Origin of the sequence: Synechocystis salina LEGE 00031 (assembly GCF_015207985.1) — a bacterium.
In the GTDB taxonomy this organism is placed as follows: domain Bacteria; phylum Cyanobacteriota; class Cyanobacteriia; order Cyanobacteriales; family Microcystaceae; genus Synechocystis; species Synechocystis salina.
Window position 1 is genome coordinate 1 of record NZ_JADEVV010000075.1, and the last position, 13,570, is coordinate 13,570.

Sequence of the window (13,570 nt, forward strand, 5' to 3'; positions counted from 1 at the left end):
AATCATGAAAAATGGAACAAAGAAGGCGGCTGGAAGAACTGGTTAAACAATATCCGATTAGTTGTTGCTGTACTTAATGCAATAAATCTTATCAAAAATTGGTTAAAAGTATTTCCATTTACCCATGCTTTAGATGAGTTGACCAAGCTTTTTAATAAAGTTAATGAGCTAGATCGATTAAGATATTTGGTCAATTCATGGGACATATTCTGCCATTCATCTGCCTAGATTGATGGAAGAGGGATATATCTCTGGAGCAATCAATCCAATACATAAATATGAAAGCCAATTACGGCGATCGCCATTCTCAAACTCACCGAAACGGCGATCGCCTGTCACTAAGCGACAGCAAACTCGGTTAATTGACGACTTTCAGGATCATGAAATGCTAAAACAATATCTTCTTTTGGAATCCCTGCTTCTAATAATTCAGAGGTAACTCCTATTTCTGTCCAATCCTGTTCAATATAAACTCTTTCATTTTTGATACGAATATGTATCTGAGTATTATTGATTTTCTTTTTATTTACCCAGCCAATAGACATCCATAGATAATGATCATGTTTTTCATCAAAAATCAAGCAAGTTTCTAATTTTTTTTTGGATGAGTTATTCGCAATTTTGTCTAGCTTGGTTAAGATATTTTGAATAATTTGGCGATAGTTGGTTAGTTTATCCATTGGACAACCTCCTCTTTTTCGATGTTGACAACTAACAAATCTAATTGGTGTCGTTTAATAACGGCTTGGATAGATCTTCGTTGAAAAAAAGTCTTATAAATTTCATCTTTGATAGCCAGATAGATTTCTTGGTATTCATCTTGCCCTAATTGAATGAGATCACGATAAAAAATATATTGTCCCAAAGCCATTTCAAAGTCTTTCATCATTGAAGGGCCAAGAAAGCTTTTAATTTCAATGATAATTTTACGTTGTCTTTGTTCTTCAGAAATAAATTTCTCGATCGCCAGGTCTGGATACAATTCAGCGTCTTCATATTCAATAGGATAGGGATCAGCCGTAATTGTCCAGCCGTCTTTAATTAAGGCATTTTTAACAGCTTCGTGATAGAGGTCTTTTGCTGGCATTTGCCTCCTTCTATTTTGAATCAACATTTTTATTATAATAGCTCGCCCTTTCCAAATTTTATCAAAATGCGATCACTACTTAACTTCTTGATAAAAAGTGATCGCCTAACCAACACTTTAATGATCGTTGACTGTCTCCAGGGGGTTGACCCAAAACTAAATTTTTAACACTAATATCTTCCTCAAGCTGAGTCCAGTATATGCCTATCCCTCCATCAATCAAGCGATAATCATGACGCTCCTCAGGTGAGCTATGCAATAGTCGTGGATACCAGACTAAAGGGACAGAAATGGAACGCCCATCAGACAAATAAACGCTGAGAGCTTCGTCGGTGATAGTGACTTTTTGGATGAGTAAGGTATCTAAAGTCGAAGAATTCATTCCAACCTGGCAAAAGTTGTGTTTGATTTGCTTCTACAAGATTTTGAATACGGCCAATTTCAACACAACTAAATCCTCTATTGCTCTGGATGCGAATCGGATCTAGCCAGAACTTAGCTAGTTATTGATCACGCTCAACATGAACATGGAGTGGATCATGGCGATGAATCATCAAGCATTGCTCTCACTTCCTCCAAAGAGTAGATCAGCTATCCTTCCTGCTCTTGTTTTGCCTGCCTCAAATCCTGTAAATCCTCTAAATCTTCTAGTGATAATAAGAATAAGCTATTTGGTTGAGATCCCTGGTGTGAAACTTCTGAGTCAGAGTTAAAATTCATAACTATTTGAATTAATTTTTTTCTTGTAAATTTTCAAGCTTTTTAGAAATAAGATTTTGTAAATCCTCATCACAGTGGGATTGCAAATGGATTGCGGCGACCAATATTTCCGCTAATACATCTCCCTTTTGCTGTTCAGCTAACTCAGAAGTTAGTAACTGATTAACCAAAGCAACAACATTTTGACAATCATCTCGTAACTCGATCATTAACCTATCTAGAGTTGAAGTCTGGGACTGAATTTCTTGGTCAATAATTGGCATTAATTTTTCCCCAATCTTTTCAATGCTTGCTGGATTCCCTTCTCGAAAGCCTTAATCTCCTTTTGCCAATGATAAATCAGAGTTTGATCTGGAGATTCTCTTTTTGATTCTAAGCTAATTTTTTCTCTATGTTCAGCAATTCGAGCTTCCAAGGAGGCGATCGCCTTTTTAAAATGACCTTTTCCCATGTAAATCAGACCGGATCAAGGTGAACCATAAAAGGCCCACCTCATCGTCGCTTACTTAGCTCCTACTGGCATTCCCAAAATATCCTCAATTTTGGGCATTTGGTCTAGGGGAATGACCCGGCCGAAGTCCTCGAAATTATCAATCTCGTCGAAATTGAGGTAACGGTAAAGTTCACCCTCAAACGGGGCAACTTTTTCTGCCACGATCGCCAGGTATTCTGCCACGGTGGGAATTTTACCGAGGAGAGCACAAACGGCGGCCAACTCAGCGGAACCGAGATAAACCTGGGCCCCTTTACCCATGCGGTTATTGAAATTACGGGTAGAGGTGGAAAAGACCGTTACCCCATCTTCCACCCGGGCTTGGTTGCCCATACAAAGGGAACAACCGGGCATTTCTGTCCTGGCTCCGGCCGCTGCAAAAATGCCGTATATGCCCTCATCCCGCAACTGTTGTTCGTCCATGCGAGTGGGGGGACAAATCCAAAGCCGACCCTTCACCGTTCCAGCCCCTTCGAGAATTTTAGCCGCCGCGCGGTAATGGCCAATATTGGTCATGCAAGAACCAATAAACACCTCATGGATGACATCCCCAGTACAATCTGACATTAATTTGACGTTATCGGGATCGTTGGGCGCTGCCACAATGGGCTCCTTAATTTCATCCAGATTAACCTCAATCACATCGGCGTATTCCGCATCGGCATCGGCGGACATCAGGCTGGGATTAGCCAACCATTCTTCCATCTTGGCAATACGCCGCAATAGGGTACGAGCATCCTGATAACCCCGGGCGATCATATTTTTCATCAGCACCACATTGGAGCGCAGATATTCCGCCACAGTCTCCTCGCTCAGCTTAATGGTGGAGCCTGAACAAGAACGCTCCGCAGTGGCATCGGTCAACTCAAACGCCTGCTCAACTTTCAGATCCGGTAATCCTTCCATTTCCATGATCCGACCGTTAAAGACATTGACTTTGTTTTCCTTGCCTACGGTGAGTTTGCCCTGTTGCATAGCCACCCAGGGAATAGCATTGACAATGTCCCTGAGGGTGACCCCCGGTTGCAGTTCCCCTGTGAACTTGACCAAAACCGATTCCGGCATATCCAACGGCATTACTCCCAAGGCCGCCGCAAAGGCCACCAGGCCAGAGCCAGCGGGGAAGGAAATTCCTAGGGGAAAACGGGTATGGGAATCCCCACCTGTGCCCACCGTATCGGGCAGCAACATGCGATTGAGCCAGGAGTGAATAATGCCATCCCCTGGTTTGAGGGCCACGCCTCCCCTGGTGGAGAAAAAGTCTGGCAGATCTTTATGGGTTTTAATGTCAACGGGTTTGGGATAGGCGGCGGTGTGACAGAAGGTTTGTAAGGTTAGGTCAGCATTAAAACCAAGGCAAGCTAGTTCCTTCAACTCATCCCTGGTCATGGGGCCAGTGGTGTCCTGGGAACCCACGGTGGTCATAATCGGCTCACAGGAAGTGCCGGGACGAATACCGTCTACGCCGCAGGCCTTACCCACCATTTTTTGGGCGAGGGTGAAGCCTTTGCCGGTGTCAGCGGGGGCGGTGGGACGAACGAATAGGGTGGACGGAGAAAGTCCTAAGGCTTCCCTGGTTTTATCTGTCAAGGCCCGGCCTATGAGCAGGGGAATACGACCACCGGCCCGTACTTCATCCAAAATGGTTTCTGGTTTGAGTTGGAAAGTGCTGATGGTTGCGCCAGCCTCGTTGGTGATTTTGCCTTCCCTGGGGTAAATGGTGATCACATCCCCGGTGTTAAGTTGGCTGACGTCGCACTCAATGGGTAACGCACCGGAATCCTCGGCGGTGTTGAAAAAGATTGGGGCAATTTTTCCCCCCAGAATGTAGCCCCCGGCCCGTTTGTTGGGCACAAAGGGAATGTCGTCGCCAATATGCCAGAGCACGGAGTTAATGGCGGATTTACGGGAGGAGCCGGTGCCCACCACGTCGCCCACATAGGCCACTGGATGACCCTTTTGTTTGAGTTCGGCAATGGTTTGCAGACCGTCGGGCATTTTTGATTCCAGCATGGCCAGGGCATGGAGGGGAATGTCCGGGCGGGTAGTGGCATGGGGAGCGGGAGACAAGTCGTCGGTATTGGTTTCGCCGGGAACCTTAAACACAGTCACAGTGATGCTGTCGGCCACTTCTGGTTTGTTAATGAACCAAGCTCCTTCAGCCCAAGCATCAATTACCTGTTTGGCGTAGGGGTTGCTGTCACTCAAATGGAGCACATCGTTAAACGCATCAAATACTAGTAAGGTTTTGCTCAGGGCTGTGGCGGCGGCACTGGCGATACTAGTATCTTTCGATTTGAGCAGTTCGATTAGGGATTGAACGTTGTACCCGCCGATCATGGTTCCTAATAAGTCCACCGCCCCTTGGCTACTAATCAATGGACAGGTTACTTCGCCTTTGGCGATCGCCGTGAGGAATCCAGCTTTAACGTAGGCGGCTTCATCTACCCCAGGGGGAACCCGGTCCCGCAATAACATCATCAACTCTGCTTTTTCCGCTTCGGGGGGATTTTTCAGCAGTTCACAGAGTTCCGTGGTTTGCTCGGCGGTGAGGGGCAGGGGGGGAATGCCTAACTTTTGGCGATCGGCAGCGTGGCGACGGTAGGCTTGCAACATAGGACGGTTCTCTCTCCGGCAATATTAGGTCATGATCAACGGTGAATATTCTATTTTATGCAGGGGAACGGGATAAGTTACCGGCAAACGGTTTGGGGAGACTGGGCAAAGGCGATCGCCGACCCTATCCTAAAAAATAGACCGCTCTTTCAGGAGGTATATGATGAATAATTTAGTTTTATCAAGCCAAGAGCAACAGGAACGATTACAACATCGCTTAGGAGTTTCCTTAGACAAAATTACCGAATTATGTCGGTCTTATTCTATTCAACGTTTAGCAGTTTTTGGTTCTATCCTCACAGATAATTTTAAGCCCAGCAGTGATGTTGACTTCTTAGTATCGGTTTTACCAGATTTGCGCCTTACCCTAAACTATCACCAATCCTTGGAAGAGAGTCTAGAACAAATCATTAATCGCAAAGTAGATCTTATTTTTCTGCGAAATTTGGAGAGAAGTGAAAATTGGATTAAGAAAAAGTCAATTATCAATGGTGCTCAGGTAATTTATGAATCGTGATCTTGCCTCAATTTTAGATGCTCTAATTTTTGCTCGCCGCATTGTAACTTTCACAACAGATATGACGGAAGAAGATTTCCTTACTGATATTAGAACTCAAGACGCAGTGATGCGAAATATTGCCGTCTTAGGGGAGGCATTAAGGCGAATTTCCCCAGAATTTCGGCAAACTTATCCTCAAATTCCCTACAATCAAATTATTGGTATGAGGAATAAGCTAGTCCACGATTACGACGGCATTAATTTAGAATTAATTTGGGACGTAATCGAAAACTATATTCCCAATCTTGTTAACCAGCTCGAAAAAATTGTTCCCAAGCCTGATGATTAATAATTGATACTAACTAAATTTAGTCAACCTTGTTTATTGAGACAGGCATATCACCAGAATCAAACTCAATTTCCTATTGATGCCAATTCATCGGACTCCAAGATAATCACCTAACTTTCGGACGTTGGTGTTTGGCGAGATGGCTGGGAATTGCTTAGCATTGTTGGACAAGTGCCAATTTTTCCTGGGCTTAATCTTCTCTCTGGTTAAACTCTGTCAATAAACCAGGGGCGAAATGGCAACCGGTAAATTTCGGACTTATTTTTGGCTTTTGTAGGCAACCGTGTAATGTGGCAATCTGTACAAAATCAGCTTTATTTCCTCCAACCATGGGCTGATCGCCTGGTGGTGGAACAACTGGGACAACTGACTCCCCTTAGTTTACTTATCATCCTGCTAGCGGGACTGGTCACTAGTTTGACCCCCTGTTTACTGTCCCTGCTCCCTCTCACCATTGCCTACATTGGCGGCACCAGCGACGGCGATCGCCTGCAATCATTCAAACAATCCCTCTGGTTTGCCCTGGGGTTGGCCATTACCTTGGCCAGTTTGGGGCTAGGGGCGGCGGCCTTGGGCAAAATTTATGGGCAAATCGGGCTGGGATTACCCATTTTGGTGAGTATAGTAGCCATTTTGATGGGATTAAACCTGTTGGAATTATTGCCTCTGCGGTTCCCCAGTTTGGGAGCAACGGCTTGGATTAAAGAGGATTTTCCTCCGGCATTGAGGGCCCTATTAGCCGGGCTGACCTTTGGACTAATTGCCTCCCCCTGTAGCACCCCTGTGTTAGCTAGCCTGCTTGCTTGGGTGGCCAGTCGCCAGGATTTGTTACTAGGCAGTGGTCTTTTGTTGGCCTATACCGTTGGTTACGTTACCCCCCTCATTTTGGTTGGCCTGTTCACCGGCAGTTTGAAGCGGCTGTTGCAACTGCGGCAATGGTCTGGCTGGCTTAATCCCATCAGTGGCACAATTTTGCTCGGTTTTGGGGTCATTACCCTCCTCTCCCGTCTTCCCCTGGGACAGTGGTTGTCATAGAGCCCTCCCCCAGCCCCTAACCAATGTCAGGTTAATTTCTGTGTTAGAATATTTATGGTAGTTTTAACTATAAATATCCCAGGAGTCCTAAAATAGTGTTTACCGCCGTTGCCCCGCCCCAAGAAACCCTGCCCCGTGATTTAGTGGGAGCGATTCAGAATCTGAAAAAGGAATTGAATGCGGTAATTTTGGCCCACTACTACCAGGAGGCGGCCATCCAAGACATCGCTGATTATTTGGGGGACTCCCTGGGGCTATCCCAACAGGCGGCCAGCACCGATGCCGATGTGATTGTTTTTGCCGGGGTACATTTCATGGCGGAAACGGCCAAAATTCTCAATCCCCATAAGTTGGTACTTTTGCCGGATTTAGAAGCGGGTTGTTCCTTGGCAGACAGTTGCCCTCCGAGGGAATTTACCGAGTTTAAACAACGCCACCCTGACCATTTGGTGATTAGCTACATCAATTGCACGGCGGAAATTAAGGCCCTGAGTGACATCATCTGCACCAGTTCCAATGCGGTGAAAATTGTTCAACAACTGCCGGAGGATCAGAAAATAATTTTTGCCCCCGATCGCAATTTGGGTCGTTATGTGATGGAGCAAACTGGGCGGCAAATGGTGTTGTGGCAAGGCAGTTGCATTGTCCATGAAACTTTTTCGGAACGACGTTTGCTGGAGCTAAAAGCCAAATATCCCCAGGCAGAAATCATTGCTCACCCTGAATGCGGAGAAGCCATCCTGCGCCACGCAGACTTTATTGGTTCCACCACTGCTTTACTAAATTACTCGAACAAATCCCAGGGTAAGGAATTTATTGTGGGTACGGAGCCTGGCATTATTCACCAAATGGAAAAGCTTTCCCCCTCCAAGCAATTTATCCCCTTACCCAATAACAGCAATTGCGACTGCAACGAGTGTCCCTATATGCGTTTGAATACCCTGGAAAAACTCTACTGGGCTATGAAACGGCGATCGCCAGAGATTACTTTACCGGAAGACACCATGGCGGCGGCCCTGAAACCGATCCAGAGAATGCTGGCCATGTCCTAGGGTTGGCATAACCAGGCTCCGGGATGGTCAACCAGATAGGCTAGTATGGTGGTCGAGAAGCTATTGATTGTGAGGGCAACGATGACTGCCAAGTTATCCTGGGTAGGCCGAAAACTGTTCTTTCCCCTGTTCCTGAGCGGCTGGATGGTGAGTTGTAGCCCCCTCAATCCCTTTGGCTTAGCCCAGGAATATTTGGACATTGCCAAGCTAGAAGAAATTTCCAATCAGCGCACGGTTAACGTCCAGGGCATTGTGGTTAATGTGGCTCCATTTTTAGAAGGGGGCGCTTACCAAATCCAAGATAAAACTGGAAGGGTGTGGGTCAAAACCGACCGCCAGTTACCCCGTAAAGGCACAGTGCTGAGTATCCGGGGAGAAGTGGCCTTTGAACCCATTTTCATTGGCCCCGAAAAACTGGGGGAATCTTACCTAGTGGAAACCACTGCCCCCAACCCCCAAGCCACCGCTAGCAATGACGGCGATAATTCCAGTGCCACTCCGGAGCAACTCCCAACGGCAAGTGCCCCTAGCACCAACACCATTGAAGTAATTGAGGAAACCACTGCCACAGAACAGGAGGAGCAAAATGGCATCACTGAAACAACAGCGGTGACGGAAGAGGTGGTGGAAACGGAAACGGTGACCACAGAGACAGTTGCCCCGGCGGAAACTTCTCCTTCTCCCGACAGTGCCGCGAACTTGATGCCCCCAGCCAGTAATAATTCTAATAATTCTTCCACTGCCATTCCCGTGGCCAATCCGGAAGCCCCCCGCCCGATCGCCGATGCGGCCACCGCCCAACCCCCCAGCCAAGCCAGACCAAATTTTGACGACCAGTTTTTGCCCCATAAACGCCTCCGCAAATAGGCCAAAAGAGCAAAATCTTCCTCTAGATCAAGACGCTGGGACTTTGGTGTTGTGTAGGGTTTTCTGCCGCCGCCGTCCATTTAGCTGGTGTGGATGCCCGAAGTTGGCTTGAGGTAGGTATATTGCAACAAACTGCGCTCGTAGTTTTCCAGCAGTAGTTGGGATTCCTCCAGGCTCATGCGTTTATCCTCCATGGCCTGCTCACAGTAGCGGCGCATATTTTCCAGCAAATCTTCGGGATCGTACTGCACATAGCCCAACACTTCGGCAATGGTATCCCCCCGCACTAAATGCTCAATTTGGTAACCTTTGGGATTCATTTGAATATGCACCACATTAATGTCACCAAACAAGTTATGTAAATTACCCATAATTTCTTGGTAGGCTCCCACCAAAAACATCCCCAAATAATAGGGTTCCACCCTGGGCGGAGCATCTTCCTGTTCTATTTCCATTAAGGGATGTAATTCCAGCACTGACTTGACGTCCCGCAGGTCAATAAATCGGTCAATTTTGCCGTCACTGTCGCAGGTAATATCCGCTAGAATGCCCCGCTGGGTAGGTTCTTCATCCAAACGATGGATGGGCATAATGGGGAAAAGTTGGTCGATCGCCCAGGAATCCGGAGCCGATTGAAACACCGACATATTGGCGTAGTAGATGGAAGCTAAGTTAACTTCCAAGTTTTCCAAATCATCGGGGACATATTCCTGCTGACGACAAATTTGTAAGATTTTACGGCAACAGGCCCAATAAATTTCCTCAGCTTTAGCCCTTTCTTTCAGACCTAAATAACCAAAGTTAAATAAACTAATAGCTTCCGTTTTAAACTGTTCCACGTCATGGTACGCTTCCTGGTAATTATCCACCGTAATGGTTTCCCAGGTTTCCATCAGATTGCGCAAAATCGCATGGTCTTTGGCCTTCACCTTGGGCAAAGGGGGATTGATATCGTTGGTGGCCACAATGTCGAAAATGAGCACCGACTGATGGCTGGCGATCGCCCGGCCACTTTCACTAATCAGCACCGGACAGGGAATTTCAGCAGCCACACAGGCATCCTGCACCGCCGAAATCACATCGTTAACGTAATTCTGGATATTGTAATTTTTGGAAGCATAAAAATTGGTTTTGGAGCCGTCATAATCCACTCCGAGGCCGCCCCCCACATCGAGATAGCGCATATTGCCCCCCAACTTGGCCAACTGCACAAAAATTTGGCTGGCTTCCGTCATCGCTTCCTTAATCACAGAAATGGAAGAAATCTGGGAACCGATGTGGAAATGGAGCAATTGCAGACTATCCAGCATATCCGCCTGGCGCAGTTGCCCGATCGCCGTTAACATTTCCGGAATGGTCAAGCCAAATTTAGCCCGATCGCCGGTGGAAATTCCCCAACGTCCCATACCCTGGGTACTCAGTTTGGCCCGTACCCCCAAAATCGGTTTAATGCCCAGATTGCGGGAAATTTCGATGGCTAAAGCCACTTCTGCCACCTGCTCCACCACAATGATCGGCCGATGGCCCAGACGACGGGCTAGCAAGGCCGTCTCAATATACTCCCGGTCTTTGTAGCCATTACAAATCAGTAACGGTTGATTTTGCTGGTCTGGCTCCGGATTTTCCTGCGGTTGCAACATAGCCAGGGCAATCATCAATTCCGGTTTAGAACCGGCTTCCAAGCCAAAATTGTAGGGAGTGCCATAGCGCACCAGGGATTCCACAATATGGCGATGCTGGTTGCACTTAATTGGATAAACCCCCCGGTAGGTGTTGGGATAGCGGTAACGGGCAATACCCCGGGCAAAGGCCGCATTGAGGCGATTGATGCGGTCGGCCAAAATGTCAGAAAAGCGCAACAGCAAAGGCAAGCCAATATTTCTTTGCCTTAAACCCTTGACCAATTCGTACAAATCCAACGCCCCCCCATGGTCAGCCTGGGGCGAAACGGTGACATGGCCCGCCGCATTGATGGAAAAGTAGGGTTCCCCCCAACCGGTGATGCGGTAGAGGTTTTCACTGTCGTCAATGGTCCAACGACGGACTTCGGCGATCGCCTGGGGAGCAGCATCAGTTTCCCCCACAGCGGTTTGTCCGGGTTCGGTACTGTCGGTTAACTCCGGCATTGCCATGATGTTTAGTTCTAGTTCGATTGACTGCCCTTCCATGGCTTGTCCCAACAAAAAATAACTGCTTTCGATTGTTACATTCCCCCGACAGAATCTAGCATAGAATAGCTTCGGCAAGGCTTTTTCTTGCCATGGTTTAAACGAATGTTAACCTGACCGCTGTAATTAATTTGTATGCCCAACCCTTCTTTCCTGCCCCCAGAAACAGACCACCAAAGATTGCAAGAAATTTGGGAAGACAGCTTGGCCATGCAGTACTTGATGCCATTGGCGGGTAACTATTTGCCTTGGAGTGGCTATGCCCTCCGCCCCAGTGGGTTGGTACAAATTCTCAACACAATTTTAATTCGTAAACACCTATCCATTGTGGAATGTGGTGGTGGAGTATCTACCTTGTACATTGCCCGTTTATTCCGTCGCAATGGTTTACAGGGCAAACTCCACTGTATCGAAAATAATTTGGATTGGTTAAATTTGTTGCAAGATGCATTAGCCAGGGAAGAGTTGACCACCTACGTCCAGCTCATCCATGCTCCGTTGGAACCCTGTGAACTGGCCTTGGACAATGGAGAGTGGTACGATCGCCAGAAAATCCGTCACCAGTTGCCCGCCAGCAAAACCATTGATTGCCTGTTGGTGGATGGGCCGCCGGCCTACCGGGAGGACATTCAATATTCCCGTTTTCCGGCGGTGCCTTTTTTCCAGAGTCAGTTGGCGCCCCACAGCACAATCATTTTGGATGACATTAACCGCCGAGGAGAGCAGGAGGTTCTGACCCGTTGGCAAACATTGCTTAATGTTAGTTTTGATCCCTCCATTGGCAACGTGGCGATCGCCCATCTTTAGCCCTAGGAAGCAAAATGCTTTACACCGTTGGACTAGTTCAGGACAATTAAGTTTGCCCCATAGATTAATCCTAATCTTCTGCCATGAAATCCCCCCAGGCTCAACAAATCCTAGACCAGGCCCGCCGTTTGCTCTACGAAAAAGCCATGGTCAAAATCAATGGGCAATATGTGGGCACCGTGGCGGCCATTCCCCAGTCGGATCACCATGATTTGAACTATACGGAGGTTTTCATTCGGGACAATGTGCCGGTGATGATCTTTTTGTTGCTGCAAAATGAAACGGAAATCGTCCAAAACTTTTTGGAAATTTGCCTCACCCTCCAGAGTAAGGGCTTTCCCACCTATGGCATTTTCCCCACCAGTTTTGTGGAAACGGAAAACCATGAACTCAAGGCAGACTATGGCCAACGGGCGATCGGTCGGGTTTGTTCGGTGGATGCATCCCTCTGGTGGCCCATTTTGGCCTATTACTACGTCCAAAGAACCGGCAATGAAGCTTGGGCCAGGCAAACCCATGTGCAGTTAGGGCTGCAAAAGTTTTTAAACCTCATTCTCCATCCAGTGTTTCGGGATGCGCCCACTTTGTTTGTACCAGATGGGGCTTTTATGATTGACCGTCCCATGGATGTGTGGGGAGCCCCCCTGGAAATCCAAACCCTCCTCTACGGGGCATTAAAAAGTGCGGCGGGGTTACTGTTAATTGACCTCAAAGCGAAGGGTTATTCCAGCCACAATGAGCACCCCTTCGATAGTTTTACTGTGGAGCAGAGCCACCAGTTTGACCTGAGTGTGGATTGGCTGAAAAAACTGCGCACCTATCTGCTCAAGCATTACTGGATTAATTGCAACATTGTCCAAACCCTGCGCCGCCGTCCCACGGAACAGTACGGTGAAGAAGCCAGCAATGAACATAATGTCCACACCGAAACCATTCCCAACTGGCTCCAGGATTGGCTCGGCGATCGGGGGGGTTATTTAATCGGCAATATCCGCACCGGTCGCCCCGATTTTCGCTTTTTTTCCCTGGGCAATTGCTTGGGAGCGATTTTTGATGTCACGAGTTTGGCCCAGCAACGTTCATTTTTCCGTTTGGTATTAAACAATCAACGGGAACTGTGTGCCCAAATGCCCCTGAGAATTTGCCATCCCCCCCTCAAGGATGATGATTGGCGCAGTAAAACCGGCTTTGACCGCAAAAATTTACCCTGGTGCTACCACAATGCCGGCCATTGGCCCTGTTTATTTTGGTTTCTAGTGGTGGCGGTGCTCCGCCATAGCTGTCATTCCCACTACGGCACGGTGGAGTATGCGGAAATGGGTAACCTCATCCGCAATAACTACGAAGTGCTTTTGCGTCGCTTGCCCAAACATAAATGGGCCGAATATTTTGATGGCCCTACGGGCTTTTGGGTCGGGCAACAGTCCCGTTCCTACCAAACTTGGACCATTGTTGGTCTATTGTTAGTGCATCATTTTACGGAAGTTAACCCCGACGATGCTTTGATGTTCGACCTGCCTAGTTTGCAAAGTTTGCATCAAGCGTTGCACTAACAGGACTTACGCAAAAGAAAACTTAAGAGTAGGAGAACGAAGCTGTTGACGCAGGAAATCAGACCATGGTTGATGAGATATTTCGTAGACTGTCAATGGGCTATTAACGGCTTGACGACGAAGAAAATTCCAGACCTGTAAGGCACAGTGAATATGATTAGGGACTGTAAATTAATTTGTGTAAAAGTAAAAATACGAATTAACCCATTTCAGCAAGGAGGCAATGATGGCAAGGAAGAAAAAAGAGGATACCGTAGCCGATAAATTAATGGATGAACTGTTAAAGGATTATTCAACCCCGGAAGAAATCCTGGGGGAGAACGG

The 13,570-nt window shown here is 47.3% G+C and carries 15 protein-coding genes and 1 pseudogene; 8 read left to right on the forward strand and 8 right to left on the reverse strand.

Annotation, left to right across the window (positions count from 1 at the left end; genetic code table 11):
- A partial coding sequence (locus tag IQ217_RS19095) for a transposase (protein ID WP_228025788.1) occupies nt 1-228 on the forward strand: 228 nt, incomplete at its 5' end.
- Between the two features lie 110 nt (nt 229-338).
- On the opposite strand, the gene IQ217_RS17630 is transcribed toward IQ217_RS19095, so the two are convergent.
- From IQ217_RS17630 to acnB, 7 genes and pseudogenes are all read right to left on the reverse strand, one after another.
- Nucleotides 339-680, reverse strand: coding sequence for a XisI protein (locus IQ217_RS17630; protein ID WP_194021100.1), 342 nt, complete (start codon nt 678-680; stop codon nt 339-341).
- A complete protein-coding gene (locus IQ217_RS17635; protein ID WP_228025789.1) occupies nt 668-1,114 on the reverse strand; it encodes a XisH family protein in 447 nt (148 codons plus the stop codon). Before IQ217_RS17635 ends, IQ217_RS17630 begins: the two co-directional genes overlap by 13 nt.
- A 52-nt stretch (nt 1,115-1,166) precedes the next feature.
- Nucleotides 1,167-1,469, reverse strand: coding sequence for a DUF2442 domain-containing protein (locus IQ217_RS17640; RefSeq protein ID WP_194021102.1), 303 nt, complete (start codon nt 1,467-1,469; stop codon nt 1,167-1,169).
- Nucleotides 1,390-1,575 (reverse strand): annotated as a pseudogene (locus tag IQ217_RS19575) (hypothetical protein); the annotation flags it as partial. The gene IQ217_RS17640 and the pseudogene IQ217_RS19575, both read right to left, overlap by 80 nt.
- A gap of 243 nt (nt 1,576-1,818) precedes the next feature.
- Nucleotides 1,819-2,070: a hypothetical protein gene (locus IQ217_RS17650; RefSeq protein WP_194021104.1), complete on the reverse strand. Its 252-nt coding sequence runs from the start codon at nt 2,068-2,070 to the stop codon at nt 1,819-1,821.
- Nucleotides 2,070-2,222 carry a hypothetical protein gene (locus tag IQ217_RS17655; RefSeq protein ID WP_228024299.1) on the reverse strand — a complete coding sequence of 51 codons (153 nt, stop codon included), beginning with the start codon at nt 2,220-2,222 and terminating at the stop codon, nt 2,070-2,072. The genes IQ217_RS17650 and IQ217_RS17655 overlap by 1 nt, the downstream gene beginning before the upstream one ends.
- 87 nt (nt 2,223-2,309) lie before the next feature.
- On the reverse strand, nt 2,310-4,916 hold the full coding sequence (acnB, locus tag IQ217_RS17660; protein WP_194021108.1) for a bifunctional aconitate hydratase 2/2-methylisocitrate dehydratase: 2,607 nt from the start codon (nt 4,914-4,916) through the stop codon (nt 2,310-2,312).
- 163 nt (nt 4,917-5,079) lie between these two features.
- On the opposite strand from acnB, the gene IQ217_RS17665 reads away from it, so the two are divergent.
- The 5 genes from IQ217_RS17665 to IQ217_RS17685 all read left to right on the forward strand — a co-directional run bounded on the left by IQ217_RS17665 (nt 5,080) and on the right by IQ217_RS17685 (nt 8,718).
- On the forward strand, nt 5,080-5,433 hold the full coding sequence (locus tag IQ217_RS17665) for a nucleotidyltransferase family protein (RefSeq protein WP_190596653.1): 354 nt from the start codon (nt 5,080-5,082) through the stop codon (nt 5,431-5,433).
- Nucleotides 5,423-5,764, forward strand: a complete 342-nt coding sequence (locus IQ217_RS17670; RefSeq protein WP_194021110.1) for a HepT-like ribonuclease domain-containing protein — start codon at nt 5,423-5,425, stop codon at nt 5,762-5,764. Before IQ217_RS17665 ends, IQ217_RS17670 begins: the two co-directional genes overlap by 11 nt.
- A gap of 288 nt (nt 5,765-6,052) precedes the next feature.
- Complete coding sequence (locus tag IQ217_RS17675; RefSeq protein ID WP_194021112.1) at nt 6,053-6,799, forward strand: cytochrome c biogenesis protein CcdA; 747 nt, start codon at nt 6,053-6,055, stop codon at nt 6,797-6,799.
- A gap of 95 nt (nt 6,800-6,894) precedes the next feature.
- Nucleotides 6,895-7,851 (forward strand): quinolinate synthase NadA, encoded by a 957-nt coding sequence (gene nadA / locus IQ217_RS17680; RefSeq protein ID WP_194021114.1) that lies wholly within the window; start codon nt 6,895-6,897, stop codon nt 7,849-7,851.
- An 81-nt stretch (nt 7,852-7,932) separates the two neighbouring features.
- On the forward strand, nt 7,933-8,718 hold the full coding sequence (locus IQ217_RS17685; RefSeq protein WP_228025790.1) for a hypothetical protein: 786 nt from the start codon (nt 7,933-7,935) through the stop codon (nt 8,716-8,718).
- Nucleotides 8,719-8,798: 80 nt separating this feature from the next.
- On the opposite strand, the gene speA is transcribed toward IQ217_RS17685, so the two are convergent.
- The gene (gene speA / locus IQ217_RS17690; RefSeq protein WP_190596644.1) at nt 8,799-10,886 is read right to left on the reverse strand and encodes a biosynthetic arginine decarboxylase; all 2,088 of its coding nucleotides are present in this window, start codon (nt 10,884-10,886) and stop codon (nt 8,799-8,801) included.
- Between the two features lie 135 nt (nt 10,887-11,021).
- Between speA and IQ217_RS17695 the strand changes: the two genes are divergently transcribed.
- Together IQ217_RS17695 and IQ217_RS17700 are read left to right on the forward strand one after the other, a co-directional pair.
- On the forward strand, nt 11,022-11,693 hold the full coding sequence (locus IQ217_RS17695; protein ID WP_194021118.1) for a class I SAM-dependent methyltransferase: 672 nt from the start codon (nt 11,022-11,024) through the stop codon (nt 11,691-11,693).
- A gap of 83 nt (nt 11,694-11,776) precedes the next feature.
- A complete protein-coding gene (locus IQ217_RS17700) occupies nt 11,777-13,246 on the forward strand; it encodes a glycoside hydrolase 100 family protein (RefSeq protein ID WP_194021120.1) in 1,470 nt (489 codons plus the stop codon).
- The last annotated feature ends 324 nt before the right edge of the window (nt 13,247-13,570 follow it).

Excerpts from the sequence above, each read along its gene's own strand:
- IQ217_RS17630 (WP_194021100.1), bottom strand. The coding sequence starts at position 680 with ATGGATAAACTAACCAACTATCGCCAAATTATTCAAAATATCTTAACC.
- IQ217_RS17635 (WP_228025789.1), bottom strand. The coding sequence starts at position 1,114 with ATGTTGATTCAAAATAGAAGGAGGCAAATGCCAGCAAAAGACCTCTAT.
- IQ217_RS17640 (WP_194021102.1), bottom strand. The coding sequence starts at position 1,469 with ATGAATTCTTCGACTTTAGATACCTTACTCATCCAAAAAGTCACTATC.
- IQ217_RS17650 (WP_194021104.1), bottom strand. The coding sequence starts at position 2,070 with ATGCCAATTATTGACCAAGAAATTCAGTCCCAGACTTCAACTCTAGAT.
- acnB (WP_194021108.1), bottom strand. The coding sequence starts at position 4,916 with ATGTTGCAAGCCTACCGTCGCCACGCTGCCGATCGCCAAAAGTTAGGC.
- IQ217_RS17665 (WP_190596653.1), top strand. The coding sequence starts at position 5,080 with ATGAATAATTTAGTTTTATCAAGCCAAGAGCAACAGGAACGATTACAA.
- IQ217_RS17670 (WP_194021110.1), top strand. The coding sequence starts at position 5,423 with ATGAATCGTGATCTTGCCTCAATTTTAGATGCTCTAATTTTTGCTCGC.
- IQ217_RS17675 (WP_194021112.1), top strand. The coding sequence starts at position 6,053 with ATGTGGCAATCTGTACAAAATCAGCTTTATTTCCTCCAACCATGGGCT.
- IQ217_RS17685 (WP_228025790.1), top strand. The coding sequence starts at position 7,933 with ATGACTGCCAAGTTATCCTGGGTAGGCCGAAAACTGTTCTTTCCCCTG.
- speA (WP_190596644.1), bottom strand. The coding sequence starts at position 10,886 with ATGGAAGGGCAGTCAATCGAACTAGAACTAAACATCATGGCAATGCCG.
- IQ217_RS17695 (WP_194021118.1), top strand. The coding sequence starts at position 11,022 with ATGCCCAACCCTTCTTTCCTGCCCCCAGAAACAGACCACCAAAGATTG.
- IQ217_RS17700 (WP_194021120.1), top strand. The coding sequence starts at position 11,777 with ATGAAATCCCCCCAGGCTCAACAAATCCTAGACCAGGCCCGCCGTTTG.